Annotated in this window: 30 protein-coding genes; 18 read left to right on the top strand and 12 right to left on the bottom strand. The window is 71.9% G+C overall.

Features of this window, described 5'->3' with window-relative positions:
- Nucleotide 1: 1 nt before the first annotated feature.
- On the bottom strand, nucleotides 2-442 hold the full coding sequence (locus tag BUB75_RS27365) for a MarR family winged helix-turn-helix transcriptional regulator (protein WP_073260714.1): 441 nt from the start codon (nucleotides 440-442) through the stop codon (nucleotides 2-4).
- 94 nt (nucleotides 443-536) lie between these two features.
- Here BUB75_RS27365 and BUB75_RS27360 point away from each other — a divergent pair, with 94 nt between their 5' ends.
- From BUB75_RS27360 to BUB75_RS27345, 4 genes are read left to right on the top strand one after another with little or no spacing between them, the layout of a single operon-like run.
- The gene (locus tag BUB75_RS27360; RefSeq protein WP_073260713.1) at nucleotides 537-1,445 is read left to right on the top strand and encodes an SDR family oxidoreductase; all 909 of its coding nucleotides are present in this window, start codon (nucleotides 537-539) and stop codon (nucleotides 1,443-1,445) included.
- On the top strand, nucleotides 1,442-2,311 hold the full coding sequence (locus tag BUB75_RS27355) for an amidohydrolase family protein (protein ID WP_073260712.1): 870 nt from the start codon (nucleotides 1,442-1,444) through the stop codon (nucleotides 2,309-2,311). The genes BUB75_RS27360 and BUB75_RS27355 overlap by 4 nt, the downstream gene beginning before the upstream one ends.
- Entirely contained in the window at nucleotides 2,304-3,824 is a 1,521-nt protein-coding gene (locus BUB75_RS27350; RefSeq protein WP_073260711.1) for an acyl-CoA synthetase, read from the top strand. Before BUB75_RS27355 ends, BUB75_RS27350 begins: the two co-directional genes overlap by 8 nt.
- Nucleotides 3,821-4,282 (top strand): MaoC family dehydratase, encoded by a 462-nt coding sequence (locus BUB75_RS27345; protein ID WP_073260710.1) that lies wholly within the window; start codon nucleotides 3,821-3,823, stop codon nucleotides 4,280-4,282. The genes BUB75_RS27350 and BUB75_RS27345 overlap by 4 nt, the downstream gene beginning before the upstream one ends.
- 58 nt (nucleotides 4,283-4,340) lie before the next feature.
- Here BUB75_RS27345 and BUB75_RS27340 read toward each other — a convergent pair whose 3' ends face one another.
- Both BUB75_RS27340 and fxlM read right to left on the bottom strand, forming a co-directional pair.
- Nucleotides 4,341-4,829: a ricin-type beta-trefoil lectin domain protein gene (locus tag BUB75_RS27340; protein ID WP_073260709.1), complete on the bottom strand. Its 489-nt coding sequence runs from the start codon at nucleotides 4,827-4,829 to the stop codon at nucleotides 4,341-4,343.
- A 104-nt stretch (nucleotides 4,830-4,933) separates the two neighbouring features.
- On the bottom strand, nucleotides 4,934-6,157 hold the full coding sequence (gene fxlM / locus BUB75_RS27335; RefSeq protein WP_073260708.1) for a methyltransferase, FxLD system: 1,224 nt from the start codon (nucleotides 6,155-6,157) through the stop codon (nucleotides 4,934-4,936).
- 140 nt (nucleotides 6,158-6,297) lie between these two features.
- On the opposite strand from fxlM, the gene BUB75_RS27330 reads away from it, so the two are divergent.
- The 3 genes from BUB75_RS27330 (at nucleotide 6,298) to BUB75_RS27320 (ending at nucleotide 8,683) form a co-directional block, all read left to right on the top strand.
- Nucleotides 6,298-7,365, top strand: coding sequence for an aromatic ring-hydroxylating oxygenase subunit alpha (locus tag BUB75_RS27330; protein WP_073260707.1), 1,068 nt, complete (start codon nucleotides 6,298-6,300; stop codon nucleotides 7,363-7,365).
- 92 nt (nucleotides 7,366-7,457) lie between these two features.
- On the top strand, nucleotides 7,458-7,640 hold the full coding sequence (locus BUB75_RS27325; RefSeq protein ID WP_218617789.1) for a hypothetical protein: 183 nt from the start codon (nucleotides 7,458-7,460) through the stop codon (nucleotides 7,638-7,640).
- A gap of 80 nt (nucleotides 7,641-7,720) precedes the next feature.
- Nucleotides 7,721-8,683 (top strand): PDR/VanB family oxidoreductase, encoded by a 963-nt coding sequence (locus tag BUB75_RS27320; RefSeq protein ID WP_073260705.1) that lies wholly within the window; start codon nucleotides 7,721-7,723, stop codon nucleotides 8,681-8,683.
- A 6-nt stretch (nucleotides 8,684-8,689) separates the two neighbouring features.
- On the opposite strand, the gene BUB75_RS27315 is transcribed toward BUB75_RS27320, so the two are convergent.
- Both BUB75_RS27315 and BUB75_RS27310 read right to left on the bottom strand, forming a co-directional pair.
- Nucleotides 8,690-9,142 carry a hypothetical protein gene (locus BUB75_RS27315; RefSeq protein ID WP_143175431.1) on the bottom strand — a complete coding sequence of 151 codons (453 nt, stop codon included), beginning with the start codon at nucleotides 9,140-9,142 and terminating at the stop codon, nucleotides 8,690-8,692.
- Between the two features lie 261 nt (nucleotides 9,143-9,403).
- Complete coding sequence (locus tag BUB75_RS27310) at nucleotides 9,404-10,186, bottom strand: hypothetical protein (protein ID WP_073260703.1); 783 nt, start codon at nucleotides 10,184-10,186, stop codon at nucleotides 9,404-9,406.
- Between the two features lie 113 nt (nucleotides 10,187-10,299).
- On the opposite strand from BUB75_RS27310, the gene BUB75_RS27305 reads away from it, so the two are divergent.
- Entirely contained in the window at nucleotides 10,300-11,283 is a 984-nt protein-coding gene (locus BUB75_RS27305; RefSeq protein WP_073260702.1) for a hypothetical protein, read from the top strand.
- Nucleotides 11,284-11,352: 69 nt separating this feature from the next.
- On the top strand, nucleotides 11,353-12,108 hold the full coding sequence (locus BUB75_RS27300; RefSeq protein WP_073260701.1) for an SDR family NAD(P)-dependent oxidoreductase: 756 nt from the start codon (nucleotides 11,353-11,355) through the stop codon (nucleotides 12,106-12,108).
- Nucleotides 12,109-12,118: 10 nt separating this feature from the next.
- On the opposite strand, the gene BUB75_RS27295 is transcribed toward BUB75_RS27300, so the two are convergent.
- From BUB75_RS27295 to BUB75_RS27285, 3 genes are read right to left on the bottom strand one after another with little or no spacing between them, the layout of a single operon-like run.
- A complete protein-coding gene (locus BUB75_RS27295; protein ID WP_073260700.1) occupies nucleotides 12,119-12,703 on the bottom strand; it encodes a DinB family protein in 585 nt (194 codons plus the stop codon).
- Between the two features lie 9 nt (nucleotides 12,704-12,712).
- Nucleotides 12,713-13,294 (bottom strand): carboxymuconolactone decarboxylase family protein, encoded by a 582-nt coding sequence (locus BUB75_RS27290; protein ID WP_073260699.1) that lies wholly within the window; start codon nucleotides 13,292-13,294, stop codon nucleotides 12,713-12,715.
- Nucleotides 13,294-13,605: a hypothetical protein gene (locus BUB75_RS27285; protein ID WP_073260698.1), complete on the bottom strand. Its 312-nt coding sequence runs from the start codon at nucleotides 13,603-13,605 to the stop codon at nucleotides 13,294-13,296. Before BUB75_RS27285 ends, BUB75_RS27290 begins: the two co-directional genes overlap by 1 nt.
- A 174-nt stretch (nucleotides 13,606-13,779) precedes the next feature.
- Between BUB75_RS27285 and BUB75_RS27280 the strand changes: the two genes are divergently transcribed.
- Entirely contained in the window at nucleotides 13,780-14,595 is an 816-nt protein-coding gene (locus BUB75_RS27280) for an SAM-dependent methyltransferase (RefSeq protein ID WP_073260697.1), read from the top strand.
- Nucleotides 14,596-14,678: 83 nt separating this feature from the next.
- Entirely contained in the window at nucleotides 14,679-15,425 is a 747-nt protein-coding gene (locus tag BUB75_RS27275; protein WP_073260696.1) for a VOC family protein, read from the top strand.
- A 34-nt stretch (nucleotides 15,426-15,459) separates the two neighbouring features.
- Here the strand turns inward: BUB75_RS27275 and BUB75_RS27270 are convergent, their stop codons facing one another.
- On the bottom strand, nucleotides 15,460-15,828 hold the full coding sequence (locus BUB75_RS27270; RefSeq protein WP_084741796.1) for an ArsR/SmtB family transcription factor: 369 nt from the start codon (nucleotides 15,826-15,828) through the stop codon (nucleotides 15,460-15,462).
- A gap of 65 nt (nucleotides 15,829-15,893) precedes the next feature.
- Nucleotides 15,894-16,631, bottom strand: coding sequence for an aquaporin (locus tag BUB75_RS27265; RefSeq protein ID WP_073260695.1), 738 nt, complete (start codon nucleotides 16,629-16,631; stop codon nucleotides 15,894-15,896).
- 95 nt (nucleotides 16,632-16,726) lie between these two features.
- On the opposite strand from BUB75_RS27265, the gene BUB75_RS27260 reads away from it, so the two are divergent.
- Genes BUB75_RS27260 through BUB75_RS27250 form a run of 3 tightly spaced genes read left to right on the top strand, consistent with a single transcriptional unit; the run spans nucleotide 16,727 to nucleotide 18,322 of the window.
- Nucleotides 16,727-17,383, top strand: coding sequence for an arsenate reductase/protein-tyrosine-phosphatase family protein (locus BUB75_RS27260; RefSeq protein ID WP_073260964.1), 657 nt, complete (start codon nucleotides 16,727-16,729; stop codon nucleotides 17,381-17,383).
- Nucleotides 17,384-17,407: 24 nt separating this feature from the next.
- The gene (locus BUB75_RS27255; protein WP_073260694.1) at nucleotides 17,408-17,809 is read left to right on the top strand and encodes an arsenate reductase ArsC; all 402 of its coding nucleotides are present in this window, start codon (nucleotides 17,408-17,410) and stop codon (nucleotides 17,807-17,809) included.
- Between the two features lie 39 nt (nucleotides 17,810-17,848).
- Entirely contained in the window at nucleotides 17,849-18,322 is a 474-nt protein-coding gene (locus tag BUB75_RS27250) for a YdeI/OmpD-associated family protein (protein ID WP_084741795.1), read from the top strand.
- Nucleotides 18,323-18,340: 18 nt separating this feature from the next.
- On the opposite strand, the gene arsM is transcribed toward BUB75_RS27250, so the two are convergent.
- Both arsM and BUB75_RS27240 read right to left on the bottom strand, forming a co-directional pair.
- On the bottom strand, nucleotides 18,341-19,285 hold the full coding sequence (gene arsM, locus BUB75_RS27245) for an arsenite methyltransferase (RefSeq protein ID WP_084741794.1): 945 nt from the start codon (nucleotides 19,283-19,285) through the stop codon (nucleotides 18,341-18,343).
- 89 nt (nucleotides 19,286-19,374) lie between these two features.
- The gene (locus BUB75_RS27240; RefSeq protein WP_218617788.1) at nucleotides 19,375-19,890 is read right to left on the bottom strand and encodes an Lrp/AsnC family transcriptional regulator; all 516 of its coding nucleotides are present in this window, start codon (nucleotides 19,888-19,890) and stop codon (nucleotides 19,375-19,377) included.
- 90 nt (nucleotides 19,891-19,980) lie between these two features.
- Here BUB75_RS27240 and BUB75_RS27235 point away from each other — a divergent pair, with 90 nt between their 5' ends.
- Genes BUB75_RS27235 through BUB75_RS27220 form a run of 4 tightly spaced genes read left to right on the top strand, consistent with a single transcriptional unit; the run spans nucleotide 19,981 to nucleotide 25,211 of the window.
- Complete coding sequence (locus BUB75_RS27235) at nucleotides 19,981-21,246, top strand: MFS transporter (RefSeq protein ID WP_073260693.1); 1,266 nt, start codon at nucleotides 19,981-19,983, stop codon at nucleotides 21,244-21,246.
- 10 nt (nucleotides 21,247-21,256) lie between these two features.
- The gene (locus BUB75_RS27230) at nucleotides 21,257-22,726 is read left to right on the top strand and encodes an APC family permease (protein WP_073260958.1); all 1,470 of its coding nucleotides are present in this window, start codon (nucleotides 21,257-21,259) and stop codon (nucleotides 22,724-22,726) included.
- Nucleotides 22,723-24,114: a type I glutamate--ammonia ligase gene (locus tag BUB75_RS27225; RefSeq protein WP_073260692.1), complete on the top strand. Its 1,392-nt coding sequence runs from the start codon at nucleotides 22,723-22,725 to the stop codon at nucleotides 24,112-24,114. The genes BUB75_RS27230 and BUB75_RS27225 overlap by 4 nt, the downstream gene beginning before the upstream one ends.
- Nucleotides 24,111-25,211 carry an amidohydrolase family protein gene (locus BUB75_RS27220; protein ID WP_218617787.1) on the top strand — a complete coding sequence of 367 codons (1,101 nt, stop codon included), beginning with the start codon at nucleotides 24,111-24,113 and terminating at the stop codon, nucleotides 25,209-25,211. The genes BUB75_RS27225 and BUB75_RS27220 overlap by 4 nt, the downstream gene beginning before the upstream one ends.
- The last annotated feature ends 25 nt before the right edge of the window (nucleotides 25,212-25,236 follow it).

The following is a 25,236-nucleotide window of genomic DNA, read 5'->3' as shown; positions in this document are numbered from 1 at the left end:
GTTAGGGAGATACCCGAGGGGTGACGTCCAGGTCCACCACCCGGGCCAGCAGCGCGCGCAGCGTCTCCTGCTCGGCCGCGGTCAGCGCGCCGAGCGCGTCGGTGAGCCGGGCGTCGGCGCGCTCGGCGGCCCGCTCGCGGACGGCCCGGCCCCGGTCGGTCGGCACGACGAGCTTCGTCCGCCGGTCGGCCGGTGACGGACGACGTTCGACCAGCCCGGCCCGGTCCAGGTCGTCGACGAGCGCGACGACCTGGCTCGGGTCGAGCCCCAGCACTTCGGCGAGGTCACGCTGCGATTCGCCCTGCGCGGACTCGCAGACCAGGGCCAGCACCGAGTACTGCCGCACCCGGAGCCCCTCGTCGGCCAGCGCGGCGTTCGTGGCGCGCACCAGCTGACCGCTCGCCCGGGACATCAGAAAGCCGATGTTGTCGACGAACGGCATTAGATGATCTCCTCATTAATTGACACTCTCAACGGTTAACCTTACCGTCGTCCCCGGAGTACACATCCCCCATCAGGTGCGAAGAGGCAGCGACATGGACCTGACAGGCAAGGTAGCGATCGTCACCGGCAGCGGGCGTGGTCTGGGTCTGGCCTACGCCCAGCGGCTGGCCACGCACGGCGCGGCGGTGGTCGTCAACGACGTGGACGAGGCGGTGGCGAAGGCCGCCGTCGACACGATCACCGAGGCCGGCGGTCGGGCCGTGGCCGAGGTCGTGCCGGTCGGCACCAGCGAGGCCGCCCAGGCGCTCGTGGACCGGGCCGTCGCCGAGTACGGCCGCCTGGACATCCTGGTCAACAACGCCGGCATTCTGCGCGACACCACGCTGTGGAAGATGACCGACGAGCAGTTCGACGCGGTGATCACCACCCACCTGCGCGGAACGTTCACCGCCACCCGTGCCGCCTCGATCAAACTTCGCGAGCAGGGCGAGGGTGGCCGGATCATCTGCATCGGCTCCCCCACCGGCCAGGTCGGCAACTTCGGGCAGACGAACTACGCCGCGGCCAAGGCCGGCATCGTCGGCATGGTCCGCACCTGGGCGATGGAGCTGGCCAGGGCGCAGATCACGGTCAACGCCGTGGTGCCGGTCGCCGCGACCGCGATGACCGAGACCGTGCCGTTCCTCAAGCCGTACATCGACGCGCTGCGGGCCGGTGAGCCGCTGCCCGCGTTCGCCCGCCAGGAGCTGGGCTTCGGCACGCCGGAGGACGCCGCCGGGCTGGTCGCGTTCCTCGCCTCCGACGCCGCCGCGGGCATCACCGGTCAGGCGGTCGGCATCGGCGGTGACCGGCTCGCGCTCTGGAGCCACCCGTCCGAGATCGTCGTCGAGTTCGCCGACGGGACCGGCTGGTCGGCCGACGCGATCGCCGACGTCTGGGCCGACACGTTCGCTCCGTCGGCGCAGACCGTGGGCCAGCAGCTGCCGGAGCCGCCCCGATGAACATCGACGACCTCGTCGCGATCGACGTCCACGTGCACGTGCACGCCGACCAGCACGGGCACCTCGCGCTGGACGACGAGCTGAGCACCGCCGCGGCCAAGTACTTCAAGGGCGACCCGTACGACCCGACGGTCCCCGAGATCGCCGACGACTACCGCAAGCTCCGCATGGCCGCGGTGATCTTCACCGTCGACGCCGAAGCCGCGACCGGCCAGCCCGCGCTGTCCAACGAGGAGATCGCCGGCCTGGCCGCGCAGCACCCCGACGTCCTCATCCCGTTCGGCTCGATCGACCCGGCGCGCGGGAAGGCCGGCGTCAGGGCCGCCCGCCGCCTCGTCGAAGAGCACGGCGTCCGCGGCTTCAAGTTCCACCCGAGCTTCCAGGGTTTCGCGCCCAACGACCCGCGCGCGTACCCGCTGTACGAGGAGCTGGAGGCCCTGCAGGTCCCGGCCCTCTTCCACACCGGCCAGACCGGGATCGGCGCGGGCCTGCCCGGCGGCCGCGGCATCAAGCTGCGCTACTCCGACCCGATGCTGATCGACGACGTCGCCGCGGACTTCCCCGGGCTGACGATCATCATGGCCCACCCGTCGGTGCCCTGGCAGGACGCGGCGATCTCGATCGCCACCCACAAGGCGAACGTCTACATCGACCTGTCCGGCTGGTCGCCGAAGTACTTCCCGCCGCAGCTGGTGCACGCCGCGAACCGCCAGCTCAAGCGCCAGGTCCTGTTCGGTTCCGACTATCCGCTGCTGCGGCCCGAGCGGTGGATCCGCGACTTCGAAAAACTCGAGATCGCCGACGACGTCCGGCCGCTGATCATGAAGGAGAACGCGGTTCGCGCTCTGGGCCTGGGCCGTGCGTAACGCCGGGCTCGGCTCCTGGCCGGAGCGCCGCCGCCGCATCTCCCCCGACCGGGACGCGCTCTGGTTCGAGGGCGTCACGACGTCGCACCGGGAGTTCTCCGACCGGGTGCGGCGGGTCGCCGGTGCGCTCGCCGGCCTCGGCGTCCGCCCGGGCGACCGGGTCGCGTGGCTGGGACTCAACCACCCCGCCGCGCTGGAGACGCTGTACGCCTGCGGGCAGCTCGGGGCGGTGTGGGTGCCGGTCAACGCCCGGTTCACGGCGTCCGAGGCGGCGTACGTCATCGGACATTCCGGCGCGTCGGTCGTCGTCCACGGCCGGGATCACGGGACCGTCGCCGACGAGCTCCGGTCCACGACCTCGGTCCGTACGTGGGTAACCGCGGAACCACCGCTCGCCGGAGGCGAGGGCTCGCTGCCGTACGAGGAGTTACTCACCGACCCCGAGCCCCGCGACGCGCGGGTCACGCTCGAGGACCCGTGCCTGATCATGTACACGTCCGGCACCACCGGACGCCCGAAGGGCGCGGTGCTCACCCACGGCAACATGACGTGGGCGTGCATGAGCCAGATCCTCGGCTTCGACTTCGCCCAGGACGAGCGGACGCTCGCGGTGGCGCCGCTGTTCCACATCGGCGGGCTCAACGGCACCGTGAACCCGACGCTGCTGCGTGGCGGGTGCGCGGTGATCGTTCGGTCGTTCGACGCGGCGGGCCTGCTCGCGCTGATCGAGGAGCAGCGGATCAACAGCTTCTTCGGCGTCCCGACGATGCTCGACGCGCTGAGCCGCGAACCGGGCTTCCGCGCACGCGATCTCTCGACGCTGCGGACCGTGGCCGCCGCCGGTGCGCCGCTTCCGGCCGAGACGCTGCGCACCTGGCTCGACCGGGGCATCACCGTGCAGCAGGCGTACGGCATGACCGAGTCGGCACCGGCCGGCACCGTCCTCGACGCGGGCGACGCGGTGGCGAAGGTCGGCTCCGCCGGGCGTCCGCAGTTCTTCACCGACGTCCGCGTGGTGCGGCCGGACGGAACCGAGGCCGCGCCGGGTGAGATCGGCGAGGTCGTGCTCCAGGGCCCGAACATCATGGCCGGCTACTGGAACGAGCCGGACCGCACCGCCGAGGTCCTCGTCGACGGCTGGTACCACTCCGGCGACGCGGGCAGCGTGGACTCCGACGGCTTCCTCTACATCCGCGACCGGTACAAGGACATGTACATTTCCGGCGGCGAGAACGTGTACCCGGCCGAGGTCGAGTCCGCGCTCCGTGACCTGCCGGACGTCGAGGAGGCAGCCGTGATCGGTGTGCCCGACGAGCGGTGGGGCGAGGTGGGCGTCGCGTTCGTCGTCGTCGCCCCGGGCTCGGCGGCCGACGAGGACACGGTGCGGGCCGCGCTCCGGGCCCGGCTCGCCGGGTTCAAGGTGCCCCGCCGAATCCGGTTCGTGGACGCGCTGCCCAAGACCGCCACCGGCAAGATCCGTAAGCCCGACCTCCGGAAGGATGTTTCCGTATGACGACTACGACGACGGTCGCCGAGCTGCCCGGCCTGAAGGGCACCCAGCTCGGGGTCAGCGACTGGTTCGAGGTCACCCAGCAGCGGGTGAACCTGTTCGCCGACGCCACCGACGACCACCAGTGGATCCACGTGGACCCGGAGCGGGCCGCGGCGGAGAGCCCGTTCGGCGGCCCGATCGGCCACGGCTACCTGACGCTGTCGCTGCTGATCCCGATGTGGTCGCAGGTCCTGACCGTGACCGACGCGACGATGGGCGTGAACTACGGCCTGAACAAGGTGCGGTTCCCGGCGCCGGTGCCGGTGGGCTCGAAGATCCGCCTCACCGCGACGCTGAAGGACGTCGAGGAGGTCGCCGGGGGTTACCAGCTCACGATCGCGGCCGTGATCGAGGCCGAGGGCGCCCCCAAGCCGGTGTGCATCGCGGAGCCGATCTTCCGCACGTACGGCCCCCGCTGATTCTGTGGCCAGTTACCGACGTATCAGCGCTGGCTGATACGTCGGTAGCCGGACAACTTTACGAGAACAGCCACTTCCGTCCGTCTGCGTCGAAGTTGCAACCGCCCCGGACGCCATAGGTGTCCTTGGCCATGCCGTTGGCGCTCATGCACGCGCCGCTTGCGCGGTGGCGGATGTTGGTCCAGGTCCCGCTGTTCGCGGCGGCCTGCCAGTCCTGGTAGGGGTTGAGGGTGGCGGACGAGCAGTTCGTCACGAAGACGTCCAGCCCCTCGTTCATCGCGAGACAGAGCCCGCTCCCGTTGTTCTGCAGCCGGAACCCGCCGAGCGGCAGGGCGACCCGACGCCACAGGTGGAAGCGGGAGCCGCTGCCGCAGTCGGCGATGTAGGAGTTGGAGTAGTTGGCGCTCAGGCAGCCGTCTTCGACGTAGCCGTTGATGATCAGCGAGGGATTGCGCGCCGCCGCGGCCGATGCGGCCTGCGGTGTGAACGCGACGATCCCTGTGGTCAGTAGGAGGAGGGCGAAAATCGCCCCGAGCGTTTTCCTCACGGCACACGTACCCCGTTTCTTGGTGTCTGGAATGGACCCAGAAATTAGCGGGAGTCCTGTGAAGCCCGGGCGGCCGTCCGCGGAACGGTGGATGAAGGCGCGGGTCAGGGCCAGCTGACGACCGTGCGCGTGTGCGGCCGGTCGAGCACGTACCCGGCCGGGAGGTCGGCGTCCGGCGTGCCGGCGGGATACACGGTGATCCGGGCCGGTGACGCGAGCTGCCGGTCCTGCGCCCACGCCCGGTGGGCGTCCGCGAACTCCGCGGCGAGCGCCATCGCTTCCGGGCCGTGAGCGGTCACGCCGAGTTCCGCCTGGTCGCCGCGCCGCCTCCACGACCGGTAGGCGAACGTCCCGCCGCGCGTGAGCGCCGCCGCGCCACCGCCGCCCCAGGCCGGGTTGACCAGCCCGCGCTCCACCGCGCCCTCGGTCGGCACGAGCAGGCAGAAGCCGGACAGCGTCGTCGCCAGCCAGAGGTCGAGGTGCTCGACGTAGGGCTCCTTCGGGCCGATGACCACCCCGGTCGGCACCTCGATCCGGGCCTGGCCGAGCGCGCTGCGGAGGGCGCGCGCGTCGGCGTCCTGGCCGTCGTCCAGCACCAGGTAGACCTCGTCCTCGCGCAGCGGTACCCGACGCTCCCGCCGCTCCCCGGCGCCGCGCATCCGGACAAAGCCGCACAGCTCGTATCCGCTGCTGACGAGCGTCCGACCGACGCGGTGAAAAACGACCGAGCGGGTCAGCCCGCACATCCGCAGCGGGACCACCAGGCGCCCGCCCTCGACGAGCTGTTCGACCCAGGCGGGCGGTATGTCCGCGGCCTCGACGGTCACCACGATCCGGTCGTACGGCGCGGAGTCCGGGACGCCGAACTCGCCGTCGGCGTGCACGACCGCGACGTCGGTGCGGCCGACCGCGGCCAGGCAACGGCGGGCCCGCGCGACCACGTCCGCGTCGACGTCGACGGTGGTGACCCGGCCGGTCGGGCCGACGATCTCCCGGAGCAGCGCGGCGTTGTAACCGCCGCTGCCGATCTCCAGGACGCGCTGCCCCGGCCGGACGTCGAGCTGGGTGAGCATCATCGCGACGATCGACGGCGCCGACACCGAGCTGACCGGCACGCCGCGGGTGTCCCGCTTGGTGACGAGCGCGGCCTGCTCGTCGTAGACGTCGGCCAGCGGGAGGCCCGGCACGAACGCCTCGCGCGGCACCGTGAGCATCGCCGCGCGCACGCGCGCGTCGATCGGAGCGCCCACCTCGGCCCGCCACTCGTCGATCGCGGCGACGAGCGCGCGCCGTCGCGTGTCCGAGCCGGGCTCGTCGGCGGGCGCCATGGGGTCAGTGTGGACCGAAATGTGCGTCCGCCGCAGCCCTCTCGGATTCCGGAAACCTTCCGCATTCCGGAAGTGGTGGTCGGCAAGCCCGCGGGTGCCGCCCCACACTGACCGGCACCGACGGCACGAAAGGGCTGACGATGACGTCGATCGTGCGTAATCAGTGGTACGTGGCCGCCTATGGCCGGGAGATCGGGCGGGACCTGTTCTCGCGGACGATCTGTGGCGAGTCGATCCTGTTCTGGCGGACCGAAGCCGGTGCGGTGACCGCGATGTCGGATCGGTGCGTACACCGCCGCTTCCCCCTCTCGGAGAAGCCGAGCCACCTGGTCGGCGACACGGTCGTCTGCGGGTATCACGGCTTCACGTACGGCGCGGACGGGGTGTGCGTGGCCGTGCCGGGCCAGACCCGGGTGCCGCGGACCGCGCGGCTGCGGTCGTACCCGGTCGTGGAGCAGGACTCGTTCGTCTGGGTGTTCATCGGGGACCCCGCGCTCGCTCCCTCGGCGCGGATCCCCCGGGCGCCGTGGCTCGCCCAGGAGGGCTGGACCACCGTGTCCGGCATGGAGCCGCTCGCGGCCAGGGCGAGCCTGCTCATCGACAACCTGCTCGACCTCTCCCACGAGACGTATCTGCACGGCGGGTACATCGGGACGCCCGAGGTCGCGGAGACGCCGATCACGACCGAGGTCGACGAGGACGCCGGGATCATCTCGGTGTCGCGGCACATGGCCGACGCCGCGTGCCCGCCGTTCTACGCGAAGTCCACCGGGATCACCGGGCGGATCACGCGGTGGCAGGACATCGAGTACCTGCCGCCCTGCCTCTACACGCTGCACTCGCGGATCGCTCCGGTCGGCGTGCTGCCGAACGCCGACGGCACCGACCCGGACGCGTTCCACGTCGAGGTCGTCTACGCGATCACGCCGGAGACCGAGCACTCGACGCACGACTTCTGGGCGGTGGCGCGGGACTTCGCGCTGGACGACCAGGGCGTGTCGGACTTCCTCGCCGAGAACAACCGCACGGTCGTGCTGCAGGACGTCACGGCGCTCGACGTTCTGGAGCGGGTCATCGCCGACGAGGCCGACGGGTACCAGGAGCTGTCGATCAACATCGACACCGGCGGTCTGGCGGCGCGGCGGATGATGGCGAAACTCGCCGCGGCGGGGTCGGCAGCCGGTCTTCCGACGCCCGCGACCCGATGACGCCCCCGGACGCGGGGCCGAGCCCGGGCCCGGGCGCGGGCGCTCGCCCGGGCGCGGGCGCTCGCCCGGGCGCTGGGAAGCGGGTGTTGCACGTGGATTGGGTGCCCGGGTCGGACCGGCTGCACGGCCGCTGCCACTGCGGTGCGGAGAGCGACGCCGAGGACCCGGTGACGCTCTGGGAATGGCTGCTCGCCCACCCCGATCACCCCGCCGGTGGTGCGCTGGTGGTCCCGCCGGCTCCACCCTCCCGGCGCCGGGACGTCGTCCCGGTGTGATGTTCGTCGGGAGACCACGACTGCGCCATCGATGAATGGCATCCTGACGTGAACTGCCGCATCAGCGAGGAGAGGCACACGTGCACAGCACCCACGACGAGGTCGACCTTCGCCTCCGGATCGTCCGCCGTTCCGCCGTCGCCGACGGTGTGGTGGCGCTCGACCTGCAGGACCCGAGCGGCGCCGCGCTCCCGGTCTGGTCACCCGGCGCGCACGTCGACGTGGCCCTCGGCCCCGACCTGGTGCGGCAGTACTCGCTCTGCGGCGACCCCGCCGACCGTTCGACCTGGCGCGTCGCCGTGCTCCGCGAGACCGAGGGGCGCGGCGGCTCCCAGTACGTCCACGACAAGCTCGCCGAAGGTGACGTCGTCGACGTCCGCGGGCCGCGCAACCACTTCGCGCTGGAGCCCGCCGCGCGGTACGTGTTCATCGCGGGCGGCATCGGGATCACGCCGCTCCTGCCGATGATGGCGGCCGCGACGGCGTCCGGAGCGGAGTGGGAACTGCACTACGGCGGGCGCACCTCCGCGTCGATGGCCTTCCGCGCGGAGCTGACCGCGGCCCACGGGCCGCGGGTCGTCTTCCGTCCGCAGGACGAACACGGCCTGCTCGATCTGGACGCGATCCTCGGGCCGCCGCGCGCGGACACGCTCGTCTACTGCTGCGGGCCCGAACCGCTGCTGCGGGCCGTCGAGGAGCGGTGTGCGTCGTGGCCGTCCGGGACGCTGCACGTCGAGCGGTTCGCCCCGAAGGAGCAGGGCGAGCCGGTGCGGCACGAGTCGTTCGAGGTGGAGCTGGCGCAGAGCGGCAAGACGCTCACCGTGCCACCGGATCAGTCGATCCTGGACGTCGCCGACGCGGCCGGGGTGTTCGTGCTGTTCTCCTGCCGCGAGGGCACGTGCGGCACCTGCGAGACGCCGGTGCTCGACGGCGCGGTCGACCACCGCGACAGCCTGCTCACGGCGGAGGAACGCGCCGCGAACGACACGATGTTCATCTGCGTGTCCCGCGCCGCCTGCCCGAAACTCGTGCTGGATCTCTGACCCGGCTCAGCGCCTGCACTCGCCGACAGCGGCTTCGACGTGCTCGTCGACCGCGGCGTTGTTCCGGTCCTCGCTCGACAGATAGGCCCGCCGGGTGGACTCGGCCAGCCGGGTCCACCGCTCGTCGTCCCCGGCCGCCGTCGCGGACAGCTCGCTCGCGGCGTAGAGGCGTGCCCCGGTGGACGTGGCGGAGGCCGCCGGGAGGCCTTCGAGGATCGCGCAGGCCACGGCGGCGTCGCCGGTCGGGGCCTGCGCCGGCGTGTCGAGCCAGACCGAGCCGAGCCAGAGGCCACCGACGGCGAGCGCACCGCAGAGCACGCCGGCCACCGCACCGGCGAGTGGCGGCCGCCGGGTCGGGGGTGGGGTCGGCAACGGCGCGGTCGGCCATTCCAGTGGCTGCAGTACTGGAGCGGCGGGTAATTCCAGGTCAGCTGTTGCTCCGAGACTCCCCAATGTCATCTTCCCTAGTCGATGGTGGCGAGCCCGACCGGGCATGATCATTCATGGTCGGTCAAGAATATGAATTCTCCGGGGTGGAACGACAATGTTCAACCCTCGACCCTCGGCTTTCACCGAGAAATTCGCTCCCCAATTCCGTCACTAAAGACAGGAAGTTGAATAACGTTCAAAACGTCATTCAAGCGAGTTCCCCACGGCCAGGAGGCGGCCAACAGGCAGCACCGCAGCAGGGTTCGGCTTGCGCCGGGGAGAGCGATCAACTCACGGCGCGTCGGCGCCCACCGAGCGGAACGCGTCGACCAGGACGTCGCGGCCCTGGTCGGTGAGGGTCTGGCTCACCATCCGCTCGCCGATCTTCAGGTGAAGACCGTCGTACAGCTCCAGTTCGGCGCGCAGCGGCAGCGTCTTGACGATCCGCGCGTCGACGACTTCCTCGTACCGGATGAACCAGTTCCGGCCGACGATCTCGTGCGGCGGCAGATTCGTCAGCAGCTTGGTGAGCCGCTCCTGCCCCTTCTCGAACGGGCCCGGCTCGCCGATCAGCACCAGCCCGACGTCGAACACGAGCAGGTCGTAGGGGATGTCGTTCGCGGTGACGTTGGCGACGCCGTCCAGCACCATCGCGTCCTCGGCCCAGGCCCGCGCGGCGTTCTCGTAGCCGTCCGCGGGCATCGGCCGCGTGGCGGGAATCTCGGCCAGCAGGTCGCACAGGTCCCGGTCGCTGTTCTTCGTGAGCAGCGGTGTGGTCCAGCCCGCGGCAAGCGTCATGCTGCCGCCGCCGAGCAGATCCAGGTCGACCTTGAGCGGTGTACGCCGGTGGACCTGGGAGTGGCTCACGTCCTCGAACCGGACGAACCGGTTCCGCCGGATCAGCTCCTCGATACCGACCTCGGCCACCAGGCCGTTCAGCCGCTTGACGTCGGAGCCGGGCTGCTTCTGGTTGGGCATCAAGAGCAGCCCGGACGGGAGGATCAACACGTCGTGCGGGACGCCGTCGACCTTGAGAGCGGCGAACCCGCCCAGGACCGTGCGGGGATCGGACACGAGGTTGGAAGCTAGCCGCCGGCGCAGGGCAACCGCAACCGAAACCGTGACAAGCCCGGTATGGTGCGGGGCCATCGGCGCCTGGCGCCGCGTCGAGATAGGAGGATGCCACGATGGCGCCGTTCCGGCGGCAGTCCGTGCCCGTTCCCACCGTCGATCGGACGATGGGCGACCCGGGCGCCGCCCGGTTACTGGCCGACGTGGAACGCCGCGACTGGCGCGCGGTGCACGAGTTCCTGCGCGGCGTCGAGGACCCCGGCGCGCTGGACTTCTACGTCGGGCTGATCAGCCGGTCGAAGGGCGTCCAGGCCTGGGCGGGCGAATGGGCCGAGGCCGAACCCCGCTCGCACCTGCCGATGCTGGTCCGCGGTGCGCACGCCATCGACTGGGCCTGGATGGCACGCGGCGCGAAGTGGGCCAGCAAGACCTCGCGAGCCCAGTTTCAGATCTTCCTGCGCCGGCTGCGGTTCGCCCACGACTACCTGACCGAGGCGGCCGCCCGGAACCCGCACGACCCGACCGCCTGGTCGGAGCTGATCGTGTGCGGCGTCGGCATGGGGCTCGGCGTCGAGGAGGCGCAGCGCCGGTTCCGCGAGGCCGTCGCCCGGTCCCGCTGGCACCTCGGCGCGCACGCCGGGCTGTTCATGCAGCTCTGCCGGAAGTGGGGCGGCTCCGACGAGTTGATGCACGGGTTCGCCGTCGACACGGCCGCGAGCGCGCCGCCGGAGACCGGGCTGGCCGTCCTGGTGGCCGACGCGCACATCGAGCGCTGGCTCTACCTCGGGCGGGAAGGGGGCAAGAGCCAGGAACACCTGCTCCGGCCGGACACCCGCGCCGAGCTGCACGCCGCGGCCGACCGGTCAGTGCGCCACCCGGCCTATCGGGGCCGGCTCGGCTGGCAGTCCGATCACAACCGGCTCGCGATGCCGTTCTGGCTTGCCGACGAGTTCGACGCCGCCGCCGAGATGTTCGACGTTCTCGGTGATCAGGTCACCACGTCCCCGTGGATGTACTTCGGCGGCGAGCCCGGGGAGCACTTCGTCCGCGCCCGCGCCGAGTGTTACCGGCGTCGCACCGCGCCGGCCCTCCCCCGCTGACCGCGGCTTCTGGCATGATCCGGGAACGGGGAAGTTAACGACCGTTCGCAGAGCTGCCCGGAGGCTGCCGTGACCGACCTGACCGGGTTGACCGCCGTCGTCACCGGAGGGAACAGCGGCATCGGGCGGGCGATGGCCGTCGGTATGGCCAAGGCAGGCGCCGACGTGGCGATCTGGGCCCGCGACGAGAAGCGCAGCGCGGAAACGGTCGCGGAGATCACCGGCTACGGCGTCCGCGCGCTCGCGGTCGGCTGCGACGTCACCGACGAGGACGCGGTCGCCGCGGCGATGGAGCAGACCGTCACCGAGCTCGGGCCGCTCGGCTGCCTGGTCGCCAACGCGGGCGTCACCGACGGCGCACCGATCACCGAGATGACGCTGGACCGGTGGCACCGCGTGTTGCGCACCAACCTCGACGGGGCGTTCCTGAGTACCCGGGAGGCGGCGCGGCGGTTCGTCGCGCAGGACAGCGGCGGCTCGATCGTCGTCGTCTCCTCGACGGTGAGCCGCTACGGCGGTACCGGGCTCGCGGCCTACTCCGCCAGCAAGACCGGCCTGCTCGGTCTCGGCCGGACGCTCGCCGTCGAACTGGCCCGCTACCGGGTCCGGTGCAACATCCTGCTGCCCGGCTGGACCCGGACCCCGATGACCGAGACCCTCCAGGCCGACGACCGGTTCATGGCCGCGACGACGGCACGGACGCCGGTGCGGCGGTGGGGCATTCCGGAGGAGTTCCACGAGGTCGCGGCGTTCCTCGCGGATCCGGCGCTGACGTTCCACACCGGCAACGAGGTCGTCGTCGACGGCGGGTACTCGGTGTTCTGAACCGGCGGGATCAGCCGAACCGGCGGGCGACGTCCTCGAGGCGATCGCGGTACGCGCTCCACCAGCCGCGGTCGCTGTCGGGGAGGTTGTCGCCCACCCAGCGCCGCCCGACGTTCCCGTCGAGCAGTTCGCGGACGATGTCCGCGTGACCGGCGTGCCGGTGGGTCTCCGCGATCACGTGCACGAGGACGCGATGCAGCGTCACCGCGCGGCGTTCGGGGCCCCACCACGGCACGTATCCGATCGCGTCCAGGTCGAGCGCCTCGATCGTGGCGTCCGCGTGCCCGCAGACGCGCCGGTAGAGCTCGGTGATCTGGTCTCTCGACTCCTCGGCGGTGGCCCACATGTCGGCGTTGAGCTCCGCACCGTCCTCCGCCCAGGGCATCGGCTCCGGGAACGGCCTGCCGAACGTCGCACCGAAGTAGCCGGCCTCCACGGTCGCCGCGTGTTTGACCAGCCCGAGCAGGTTGGTGCCGGTCGGCACCAGCGGCCGGCGGACGTCGTACTCCGACAGCCCGTCCAGCTTCCACAGCAGAACGTTCCGCGCCTCGTCCAGGTAGTGCCGGAAGTCAGCCTTGGGATCGGGTGCAGTCACCTCGTGCTCCTATCGGTACCCGCGCTTGAGCAAGTACTTCGCTCCTGCCTCGAAGCCCTCGTCGCTGAGCAACTCGAAGCCGAACGCGTCGGCGAGCCTGCTGGTCGTGTCGAACGCGGCGCAGACCGCCAACGCGTCCTCGACCTGCTGCGGCGAGACGCCGGCAGCGAGCACCGTGCGCATCTGCTCGGCGGTGACCGTTCCCTCCGCGGTCAACGTGCCCAGCATCCGCAACGTGGCCCGCAACGGTTCGGCGACCGGCGCCGACTCGAGGTCGGACAGCACCGCGGCGACCAGCGCCTCGTCCCGGTAGGCCCGCGCCGCGGTCGCGGTGTGCGCGGCCACGCAGAACGCCGACCCGTTGACCGTGGACACGAACGCCGCCATGAGCTCACGGTCGGCGACCGACCAGGCCGACGGCCCGCGCATCGCCTCGTGGGTGAACTTCTTGGCCGGAGCACCGTAGAAGTCGGGCCGGTAGAAGACGATCTTGGCCGCGTCCGGCATCGGGTGGCCGGAGAACAGCCGGATGAGCCGGAACATCAGCTTCGTCGCCGGACGGTAGCCGCGGTTCAGGACGTCGGGGCGCATCAGTCGGTGCCTCCCCCGGCGGTCGCTTCGGCCAGGGCTGCCATCCCCGCGTCGTACAACCGCGAGGACCGGCCGACCGCGGCGCAGATCACCAGTTCGAACAGCTGATCCTCGGTCACGCCCGACGCGAGTGCCGCGGCGAAGTCCGCGTCGGTGACGTGTCCGGGCCCCGCGGCGACCGTGCCGATCAGCGTGTCCAGCGGCGCGGGAAGCCCGTCGTTGTCGAAGGCACCGGCCCGCAGTTGCGCGGACGCCCGGCCCTCGCCGTGCAGAACGCGATCCACCAGCGCTCGGTGCAGTGCTCGCTTCATGACGACATCCTCCGCTTCTCGTCGTGCGCGGTCAGGCATCCGACAACCGAGGACCCGGAGAATGTGACAGCGACCCCGCCCTGAATGGGACACCGAGTGTCACAAGTGGATTCCAGGACCGTACGATGACGTCAAGCGCGGCAACAGCCGTCACGATCGTGTACGGGAGAAGCAGTGACCAGTGAGTTCGCGGCCTCGCTCCCGATCGACACGTCGACGGCGCACCCGGCCCGCCGGTACGACTACTGGCTGGGCGGCAAGGACAACTTCGCCGCCGACCGCGCGTCCGGAGACGCGATCGCCGCCGCGTTCCCGACGGCCCGCCTGGCGGTCCTGGAGAACCGCGCGTTCCTGCGGCGGGCAGTGACCCACCTGACCAAGGACGCCGGCGTCCGCCAGTTCCTCGACATCGGCACCGGCTTGCCGAGCGCCAACAACACCCACGAGGTCGCGCAGGCCCTCGCGCCCGAGACCCGCGTCGTCTACGTGGACAACGATCCGATGGTGCTGGTGCACGCCCGGGCGCTGCTGACCAGCACGCCCGAGGGCCGCACCACCTATCTGGACGCCGACCTCCGCGACCCCGAGCGCATCCTCGCCGACGAGAACCTGGCCGACGTCCTGGACCTCTCGCAGCCGGTCGCGCTGATGCTCGTCGCGGTGCTGCACTTCGTCGACGAGTCCGCCGACCCGTATGCGAAGGTCGCGCGCCTGCTCGACGCGCTGCCGTCGGGGAGCTACCTGGTGATGAGCCACGGCACCAACGACTTCATGGATCCGGCGACCCGGGCGGCGCTCGACAAGGCCGAGGGGCCCTCCAGCGACTTCCACGCCCGCGACCGCGCCCGGATCGAACGGTTCTTCGACGGCCTGGAACTGCTCGAGCCCGGCCTGGTGCCGCTCGCCGAGTGGCGGGCCGAGGAGGAGCCGCAGCCGCGCCCGGCCGCTCGCGACATCGCGCAGTACGCCGCCGTCGGCCGCAAGCCCTGAGCGTCGGGCTCAGCGCTCGCCGGGCAGCGTGAACCAGCTCTCGCCGGGCGGTCGGGGCGGCAGTCGCGCCTAGGATCGCCGGCATGGCGCTGCGACCCGCTCACGTGAACATCAAGGCTCGTGACCACTCGGCGGTCGGCCGGTTCTGGGCGGAGGCCCTCGGCTGGAGCGCCTACCCCGGAGAGTCCGGGGTGACCACCTACGTCGGACCTCCCGGCGGCCTGGTCTGGCCGGACCCGGTCGTCCTCGGTATCGACGTCGTTCCGGTCCCGGACCCGAAGTCGACCACCAAGAACCGTACGCACCTCGATCTCGCCACCGCCTCGGCGGACCACCAGGCGGAGTTGGTCGAGCGCCTCCGGAAACTCGGTGCGACACCCGTCGACGTGGGCCAGGGCGACCTGCCGTGGGTGGTCCTCGCCGACCCGGAGGGAAACGAGTTCTGCGTGCTGGAGCCTCGGGAGATCTACCGGGACACCGGGCCGATCGCCGCGGTCGTCGTCGACTGCGAGGACCCCCGGGTGATGGCCCGCTTCTGGGGCGAGGCGATGGACTGGACCCTGCAGGACGAGAACGACGACTTCGCGGCGCTGCGGTCCGCCGGGGGCGCCGGCCCGTATCTCGAGTTCCTCCGCACGCCGGGCGGAAAGTCCGTACCGGACCGTGTCCATCTCGACCTGCTGCCGTACCCGGGTGACGACACCGCGGCGGAGGTGGCCCGGCTGCGGGCGCTCGGCGCCACCGACCTCGACCTCGGCCAGGGCGACGTCCCGTGGACGTGCCTGACCGACCCGGAGGGTCACGAGTTCTGCGTCCTCGGCCGGGCCTGAGAGACCGCCCCCCGCGCTCGCCCCGGTCCGGACCTCAGGCCTGCGCGGCGGCCTCGACCGGCGTGAGGGCGCGGGCCGCCGCGGACAGCGCCTCGGGGACGATGCGGAAGTAGGCCCACTTGCCGCGTTGGGTGCGGGTCACCAGCCCGGCGTCGGCGAGCAGCTTCATGTGGTGGGAGACGGTCGGCTGGGCCAGCCCGACCGGCGCGATGAGGTCGCAGATGCACGCTTCGCCGTCGGGCGACGCGGCGATCAGCGAGACCAGCCGCACCCGCGTGGGGTCGCCGAGCGCCTTGAACACCCGTGCGAGGGCCGCCGCGTCTTCCTCGCTCAGCTCGCCGCCGGTCAGCGGTGAGCAGCAGGCGCCGAACGCGAGGGGCAGCGAGGCGGGGGTCGTGGCCATGGCTCTGAGTATGCCACGCTCCGATTGACAATCGTCGATCCGAGCGGACGCGAGGGCTGCGGGGCTCAGCGCGGGGTGGACGCGTCGGCGGGCAGGACCGCGCGGGCGGCCTGCTCGGAGCGGAGAGCCGGGTAGAGCACCCGGATCAGCACCACGCCGAGAGCGCCACCGATCAGCTGCGCGAGGACGAACGCGGGTGCGGACGACGGCGCGATCCCGGCGAACGTGTCGGAGAACATCCGGCCGATCGTGATCGCAGGGTTGGCGAAGCTGGTGGATGAGGTGAACCAGTAGGCGGCACCGATGTAGGCGGCCACCGCGGCCGGAGCGGTGGCCGCCCGGCCGGACCGCGCCAGCGAGAAGATCACCAGCACCAGCCCGGCGGTCGCGACCACCTCGGCGAGCAGGTGTGGGCCGGTGGCCCGCTCGGTCGTGCTGATGCTCACCGCGGGTGCGGCGAACATCGCGTTCGCGAGCACCGCCCCGGCGATACACCCGAGCGCCTGCACCGGAACGTAGGCCGCGGCGGTCCGCCACGGCAGCCCGCCGAAGACCGCGTCGGCCAGCGACACGACCGGGTTGAAGTGCGCGCCGCTGACCGGCCCGAACATCAGGATGATCGCGAACAGCCCGGCCGCGGTCGCTGCCGCGTTCTCCAGCAACTGCAGGCCGACGTCGTCGGAGAGCTGCTGTGCGGCGATGCCGGAGCCCACCACCAGCGCAGCGAGCAGCGCGCTACCCAGCCCTTCGGCGAGCAGCGGCCGGACCAGCGGCGGGGACCCGTCCCCCTTGACTCCTGACATGGGGCCACCATACTTGACTCAAGATTCGTTGAGTCAATATCGGTTGAGGTGAACAGGTGGCTGCGGTTCCCGACGACGTCCGGCGACGCGCGGCCATGCACGCCGCCCTCGGCGAGCCCGTCCGCCTGGCGATCGCCGACCGGCTCGCGCTGAGCGACGCCTCCCCGGGAGAGCTGGGCGCCCAGCTCGGCGTCCCGACCAACCTCCTCGCTCACCACCTCCGTGTCCTGGAGGACGCCGGGTTGATCCGACGCGGCCGGTCGGAGGGTGACCGCCGGCGCAGCTACCTCCAACTCGTCCTCGACGATCCGGCTGCGGCACGGCTGACCACCCCGTTAGCGGCGGGGCTGCCCACCGAGAACGCGCCGCGAGTGGTCTTCGTCTGCACCCGCAACTCCGCCCGATCCCAGCTGGCGGCCGCCGCGTGGGCACAGGTCAGCCCCGTCCCGGCCGCCTCCGCCGGAACCCACCCGGCGCCCCGCGTCCACTCCCGCGCTCTCCGGACCGCCCGCCGCCACGGACTCCACCTCGACGCGACCACCACGGCTCGGCTCGCCGACGTCGTCCGCCCCGGCGACTTGCTCGTCGCCGTCTGCGACAACGCCCACGAGGAACTCACCGACGCCGAGCGTCACCTGCACTGGTCGGTCCCCGACCCCGCGCCCGCCGACACCGACGACGCCTTCGAAGCCGCCTACCAGCAGCTCACCGCACGCGTCGACCGTCTCGCGCACGTCGTGACCCACGCCTGACCCACCAACCCGAGGAACTCACTGATGTCCAGCAAGCCCAGCGTCTTGTTCGTCTGCGTCCACAACGCGGGCCGTTCCCAGATGGCCGCCGGATGGGTCACCCACCTCGCCGGTGACGCCGTCGAGGTGCGCTCCGCCGGATCGGCCCCGGCCGAGTCGATCAACCCGGTCGCGGTCGAGGCGATGCGCGAGGTCGGCATCGACATCACCGACCAGAAGCCGAAGATCCTCACCACCGAAGCAGTGCAGGCCTCCGACGCCGTGATCACGATGGGCTGCGGCGACACCTGCCCGATCTTCCCCGGCAAGCGGTACGAGGACTGGGAACTCACCGACCCGGCCGGGCAGGGCATCGAGGTCGTCCGCCAGGTCCGCGACGAGATTCGCGGACGGGTCGAGAAGCTGCTCGCCGAGTTGACGGCGTGAATCCCTCGTACCGCGCCGGTGGGCCGACACTATGGGGTCATGACGAGTCGACGGTTCGCCACCGCCGCGGCTGCTGCGCCGCGCGGGCACGTGCTCATCCCGGTGCCGTTCGATCCTGACGGCGTGTGGGGCGTCAAACCCCGCCATCACGTTCGGGGCACCGTCAACGGCATGCCTGTCCGCGGGGTCGTGCAGCGCGGCGATGACGCGTTCGGCTTCACGCTCGGACCGGCCTGGCTACGCGGCTGTGGGCTGGGCGTCGGTGATGCCGTGACCGTCGAGATCGAACCCGAGGGACCGCAGCGCGGCGACCTCGCCGACGACGTCGCCGCAGCGCTGGACGCCAGCCCGGCGGCGGCGGCGTTCTTCGATTCGCTCGCGCAGTTCTACCGGCGCGCCTACCTGCGGTGGATCGACGCCACCAAGCGCCGTCCCGAACAGCGACCGCAGCGCATCGCGGAGATGATCAGGCTGCTGGAAGCCGGCCACAAGGAGCGCCCGCCCACCGGGTGACCGCGTCGGACGACCGGATCACCGGCAGCCGCAGGTGCCCGACGCGTGCGAGTCGCCGCAGCACTCGCTCTTCGCCGACGGAGCACAGCAGGTCTCCTGGGCGGCCGGACCGCAACAGCCGGCCGCCTCCTCGCCCGCCGAGGCCACGCCGGAGAGCGCCTCGCTGGCCGTCGCCTCGCTGACCGTCGCCTCGCTGACCGTCGGCGCACCCCCCATCGGCTTCGTGGCGCGGATGATCGCGCCGTGCAGGCCGGACGCGGCCTCGTGGGTGAACGTCACCGAGGCGTCCGTGAAGCCGGCCGCAGCCAGGCCCTCGAGGTATTCGGCGCGGGACAGCGCTCCGGCGATGCACCCGACGTAACTGCCGCGTTCGGCGCGGTCGGCCGGGCTCAGGTGGTCCTCGGCGACGACGTCGCTGATCCCGATCCGTCCGCCCGGCGCGAGCACCCGGAACATCTCCGCGAGCACGGCGGCCTTGTCGGTCGACAGGTTGATCACGCAGTTGGAGATCACGACGTCGATGGAGTCGGCAGGGAGCGGGATCGCCTCGATCTGCCCCTTCAGGAACTCGACGTTCGTCGCGCCGGCCTTCGCCGCGTTCGCGCGGGCCAGCGCGAGCATCTCGTCGGTCATGTCCAGGCCGAACGCCTTGCCGGTCGGTCCGGTTCGCCGGGCGGAGAGCAGCACGTCGATGCCTCCGCCGGAGCCCAGGTCCAGCACCCGCTCACCGGGTGCGAGATCGGCGACCGCGAGCGGGTTGCCGCAGCCGAGCGACGCCGCGACCGCTTCGGCGGGCAGGCCCTCGACGTCGTCACCGTAGAGACCGGCGCCGAACGACTCGTCGATCTCCGTCGCCGCGGTCGGCCCGCAACACGAGACTCCTTCGTCCCCGGGGGCCGTCACCGCCAGCGCAGCCGCGGCGTACCGCTGCCGCACCTGCTCGCGCACCGCGTTTTCACCCATGAGGTTTCCTCCGTCGTCAGATATTGATGAACATCGATGGGTACACGATGCCTCACGTATCGATGAACGTCAATATCTTCGAGGCGGCGTCAGTCGGCCGGGCTGGTCCAGCCCGTCGCCGGAGTGACCGGGCGGTCGACGGTTCCCGGTCGGCTCACCGTCGGTTCGTCGAACTGTGTCGACAGCACGACGTGGGTGTGCATCTCGCCGTGCCTGCCGAGTTGCTCGATCACACCCTCCAGGTGCGCCAGCGTCGTCGCGCGCAGCTTGAGGATCGTGCAGTGCGCTCCGGACAGCTTGTGGATCTCGACGACCTCGGGGTAGTCGGCCGCCCGGCCGGTGCGGAGCAGGCAGCTGCCGAGCGCACACCGCAGCTGGACGAACGCGGTGATGCCGTGGCCGGCACGCTGCGGGTCGACTACCGCGCGATACCCGGTGATCACTCCGGCCTGCTCGAGCTTGCGGACCCGGTCGGCGACGGACGGAGCCGAGAGATGGATCCGGCGGCCCAGCTCGTTGAACGAGAGCCTGCCGTCCCGCTGGAGCTCGGTCAGGATGCGCCAGTCGACGTCGTCCAGGGCATATTCCGAACGTAAGGAATTCACCGGAACAGCCTTGCGAACGCGAGGTCCCGGCGCGAGTCCGATAGTCATCGGCCCTGCTCCCCCGGCCGCGACTTTCCTAGCGTCCTCGGCATGTCACGAAACGAGTGGTCACTGCCCGCGCTGTGGCTCGCCACCGCACTCGGAGGCCTGGCGCAGACGCTGGCCGGCGTGGCGGCGACGCTGCTGGCCGGGGAGCTCACCGTCGGCGTCGCCGCCGCCGGGCTGCCGCAGACGCTTCAGGTTCTCGGCGCCGCGGGATCGGCCCCGCTGATCGCCGCCTGGTCACGGCGCCGCGGACGCGGGGCCGGGCTCGGGCTCGGCGCCGCGGCGGCGGCCGTCGGCTGCGCCGTACTGAGTGGCGCGGCCGTGCTGGCGAGCCTTCCGCTGGTGCTGATCGGCAGCCTGCTGACCGGTGCCGGTGCCGCCGCGGTCGCGCTGGCCCGGTACGCCGCCGTGGACCTCGCCCGCACCGGCAGCGCGGCGCGGGCGGTCTCGTCGGTGCTCGCGGCGGTCTCCGTGGGCGCGGTGATCGGGCCGAATCTCCTGGCACCGACCGCCGGGCTCGCCGGAGCCCCGGCCTTCTCCGCGACCTTCCTAACGGCGGCGGTGGTCTTCGTCGGAGCCGCTGTCGGGTGGGCGGTCGCCGCTGGTCGTCGTCGTCCGGACCGCGAGGCCACGATGGCGCTCGCCAGGAACAGCCGCGCCCGGAGGAGCCGCCTGCGCGGACAGCCGGTCGTCGCGGTCGCCGTGCTGAGCGTCGCGAACCTGGTGATGGTCGCGACGATGACGATGGCGCCCGTACAGCTCCATCACGCCGGCGCCGGCCTCGGGCTGGTCGGCGTCGTGGTCAGCGTCCACATCGCCGCGATGTTCGCCCCGGCGCCGCTGAGCGCCCGGCTGATCGACCGGGCCGGGATCGGCGGTGGCGCGCTCGCCGCCTGTGTCGTGCTCCTGGCCGCGACGTCGATCGCCGCCTGGGGTGCCGACTCGCCGGTCGCGCTCACGCTCGCGGTCGCGCTGCTCGGCCTCGGGTGGAGCGCCGCGGTCGTCGCCGGCAGCGCGGCGCTGGTCGGCCGGGCCGCGCCGGACGACCGGCCGCGGCTGGAGGCGACCGGCGAGGTCGGGATGGGGCTGGCTGCCGCGGTCGGGGGTGCGCTCTCCGGCGTCCTGGTCGGAGCGGGTGGCTACCCGCTGCTGGCGCTGGCGGGCTCGGCCTGTGTCGCCGGAGTTCTGGTTCCGTTAAGTCTCCGTCTGCCGGGGAAGCGAGTTCCCCGCACCCCCTTGTCCACATCGGTGGCGGAGTGGGATACCTCAATCCGAGGCCCGCGTGGGACCCACGCGGCATCCGGCGAATGAGGAGTACCGCGTGGCTGGTGATGGGCCGCGGCTCGGCCGTGAACTGAGCATCTGGGAGGCCGTCGGGATCTCCGTCGCCCTCATGGCGCCGTCGATGGCGGCGAACATCAATCCACAGGGCATGGTGGGCAACGTCGGGCGCGCGGTTCCGCTCACGTTCGCGCTGGCCACCGTCGGAGTCCTGCTCGTCGCGTACACGTTCGTGCGCCTGACCCAGAAGTTTCACCACTCCGGATCGGTCTACGGCTTTGTCGGCGCGACGCTCGGGGCACGCCCCGGCGTCGTGGCCGGCTGGGGGCTGCTCGGCACGTACCTGTTCTACGCGGTCGTGACGTCCACCGCGTCCGCACGGTTCCTGGTCGCGTTCCTGGACGGCACCGGGCTCTGGGACGCACCGCCGGACTGGATCGTGCTCCCGCTGGCCGCGCTGGTGCTGCTCGGCGTTCTCTGGCTCACGGTGTCCCCGATCCGGCTCGGCACCCGCGTCCTGCTGGTGGTCGAGGCCGCGACCGTCGCGCTGATCCTGATCGTCGCGGTCGTCATCCTGGTCAAGCTCCTCGGCGACGACGCGCCCGGCGGCCAGAGCGTCACGTTCTCGCCGTTCACGGTGCCGGACGGGACCGCGACCAGCGCCCTGTTCCTCGGCGTCGTCTTCGGGTTCTTGTCGTTCGCGGGCTTCGAAGCCGCGGCGACGCTCGGCGAGGAGACGCGCCACCCCCGCCGCGACATCCCCCGCGCGATCCTCGGCACCGCGATCTTCGGCGGGCTCTACTTCGTCTTCGTCACCTGGGTCGAGGTGATGGGGTTCGGCACCGACGCGGCGGGCTTGGACGCGTTCGCGAACTCCGGCTCGCTCTTCGGTGACCTCGGCACGCAGTACGTCGGCGCCTGGCTGGGCGACCTGATCAGCCTGGGCGCGGCGATCAGCGCGTTCGGCTGCGCGCTCGCCTGTTCGGTCGGCGCGTCGCGGCTGCTCTACGCGATGGCCAGGGACGGGATCGCCCCGGCGCCGCTGGCCAGGGTCTCCCCCACCAAGCGCACCCCGGTCGGCGCGGCGATCGGCGTCGCGGTCGCGGCGGCGGTGATCGAGGTGCTGCTGTGGCTGGTCTACCGCACCGGCACCGACGACACGTCGCTCTCGGTCTTCGTCGCGGCCGGAGTGATCGGTACCTTGGTGCTGCTGGTGGTCTATGTCCTGGCTTCGGTCGGCGTCATCCGTCTGCTGTTCATCGACCGAGACCCCCGCGTCCGCACCTGGGAAGTCGTCGTACCGGTCGGGGGGTTGATCGTGCTGGGGTACACGCTCTACCGCAACGTCATACCGCTACCCGAGGGCCGCAGCCTGATCGCACCGGTCGTCGCCGCGCTCTGGTTGCTCGCCGGGCTCGTGTTCGTGCTGGCCGCACCACGTCTGGCCCGCCGCGCCGGTGAGGCGCTGACCGCCGACGAGGGCCTGACCGCGGCGAAGGAGCGCGCATGACGGATCCGGCACCCGGCGGCCGCCCCGGCGAGGTGGCGCGCGCGCAACAGCTGGCCGCCGGCCTCGCCGGGCAGGGCGTGCACGGCGTCGCGCTGACCTACGTCGACACCGCGGGCATCGCCCGGGTGAAAGCCGTGCCGGTCACCAAGCTGGACGCCGCGGTGCAGTGGGGCGTCGGCATGTCACCGGTGTTCGACCTGTTCCTCGCCGACGACATGATCGTGGGCACCGACAAGCAGGGCGGCCCCGACGGCGACCTGCGCCTCTACCCCGACCTGGACCAGCTTGCCGTGCCGGCGTCGCAGCCCGGCTGGGCGTGGGCGCCGGTCGACCGCCTGACCCAGGACGGCGTCCCGCACGTCAACTGCTCCCGGTCGCTGCTGCGGCGCACGGTCGCCGACGCCGTGGCGCGCGGCCTCACGTTCCGGGCCGCGGTCGAGATCGAGTTCGTCCTCGGCCGGGACGACGTCCCCTGGCCGGACTTCGCGCCGGCCTGCCGGGGCCCGGCGTACGGGCTGACCCGGCTGGCCGAGCTGAGCGAGTTCTGCGGCGACGTGCTGGCGACGCTCGAACAACTGCACATCAGCGTCGACCAGATCCACCCGGAGTACGCGCCCGGCCAGTTCGAGATCTCGGTCGGCGCGACCGACCCGGTCGCCGCCGCGGACCGCTCGGTGCTGGTCCGGCACGTGCTGCGGACACTGGCGCAGCGGCACGGGCTGCGGATCTCGTTCGCTCCCACGGTGCTGGCCGGTGGCGTGGGCAACGGCGGTCACGTGCACCTGTCGGCCTGGCGGGACGACGTCAACCTGCACGGGACCGGCACCGGCCGGTACGGGTTGACGCCCGAGGCCGAGGCGATCACCGCGGGCATCCTCGACGCGCTTCCGGCGCTAGCCGCGGTGAACACGCCCAGCCCGGCCAGCTACCTGCGGATGCAGCCGTCGCACTGGGCCGGTGTGTATGCCTGCTGGGGCCACGAGACGCGCGAAGCCGCGCTGCGGGTGGTGACCGGTACGGCCGGCGCCCGGCAGAGCGCGGCCAACCTGGAGGTCAAGGCCATCGACCTGGCGGCCAACCCGTACCTGGCGCTGTCCGGCCTGCTCGCCGCGGGCCTGGACGGCCTGGATCGCGGGGTGCGGCTCCCGGAGGAGATCACCGGCGACCCGTCCCGGTTCTCCGCCGACGAGCTCGCGGCCCGCGGCATTCGCCGGCTCCCGACGACGCTGGACGACGCGCTGGCGGAGTTCACCGCGAGCCCGTTGCCGGCGAAGGCGTGGGGTGAGTACCTCGTCGACGCGATCGCCGGTGTGCGGCGCGGTGAGATCGCCCGGATGGAGAAGCGGCCACCCGAGGTCGTCGCCGAAGCGTATCGGTGGGTGTATTGAGCACCACGGAGTTTCCTCTGGTCGACCACCACTGTCACGGGGTCGTCACCGCGGAACAGGACCGCGCGGGCGTCGAGGCGCTGATCAGCGAGGGCGGCGCCCCACCGGCGGGCGAGACCAACTTCGACACGCCGATCGGGCTGGCGATCCGGCGCCACTGCGCACCGCTGCTGGACCTCCCGCCGCACGCGTCGCCCGAGGACTACCTGGCCCGCCGCGCCGAGTTGGGCACCGCTGAGGTCAACCGGCGCTTCCTGGCCGCCACCGGGACCGCGCGGTTCCTCGTGGACACCGGCCACAACCCGTCCGGCCTGACGACGCCCGAGCAGATCACCGCGCTGACCGGCAGCCCCGCCGACCACATCGTCCGGCTGGAGTCGGTCGCCGAAGCGCTGGCCGCCGACGGCGTCGAACCGGACGAGTTCGGCGAGGCGTTCGCGTCGCGCCTCGCCGCCACGGTGGCCGAGACCGGGGCCGCCGGGGTCAAGTCGGTCGCCGCCTACCGCACCGGGTTCCGGCTCGATCCGGCGCCCCCGACCGACGCCGAGGTGACCACGGCCGCCGCCCGGTGGCTGGGGACCGGTGGTACGCGCCTGGCCGATCCGGTGCTGCAACGGCTGACGCTGGAGGCGGCGCTCGGGCTCGGGCTGCCCATTCAGTTCCACGTCGGCTTCGGTGACAGCGACATCCGGATGACCGACGTCGACCCGACGCTGCTGACCGACTGGATCCGCCGGCACCGCGTCCCGGTGATGCTGCTGCACTGCTGGCCGTGGCACCGGCAGGCGTCCTATCTGGCGTGCGTGTATCCGAACGTCCAGGTGGACGTCGGGTCGGTGCTGCACTACGTCGGGCCCCGCCGCAGCGTCGAGGTGCTGGCCGAGGTCGCCGAGGTCACGCCGTTCACCCGGCTGCTGTACTCGTCGGACGCGTACGGCGCACCGGAGCTGTACGTGCTGGGCGCGCACGCGTTCCGGGTGGCGCTGGCCGCGCTGCTCCGCGACCGGGTCGAGAGCGGCGAGTGGGCAGCCGCGGACGCCGAACGGATCGGCCACCTGGTGGCGCACGGCAACGCCGAACGCGTCTACGCCCGGTGAAGGCCCCGGACACGGTGGAGGCGTC

The sequence above is a fragment of the Cryptosporangium aurantiacum genome (assembly GCF_900143005.1).
Classification (GTDB): domain Bacteria; phylum Actinomycetota; class Actinomycetes; order Mycobacteriales; family Cryptosporangiaceae; genus Cryptosporangium; species Cryptosporangium aurantiacum.
The sequence above is the reverse complement of the archived record's forward strand: the minus strand, read 5'-3'. Positions and strand labels throughout refer to the sequence as shown.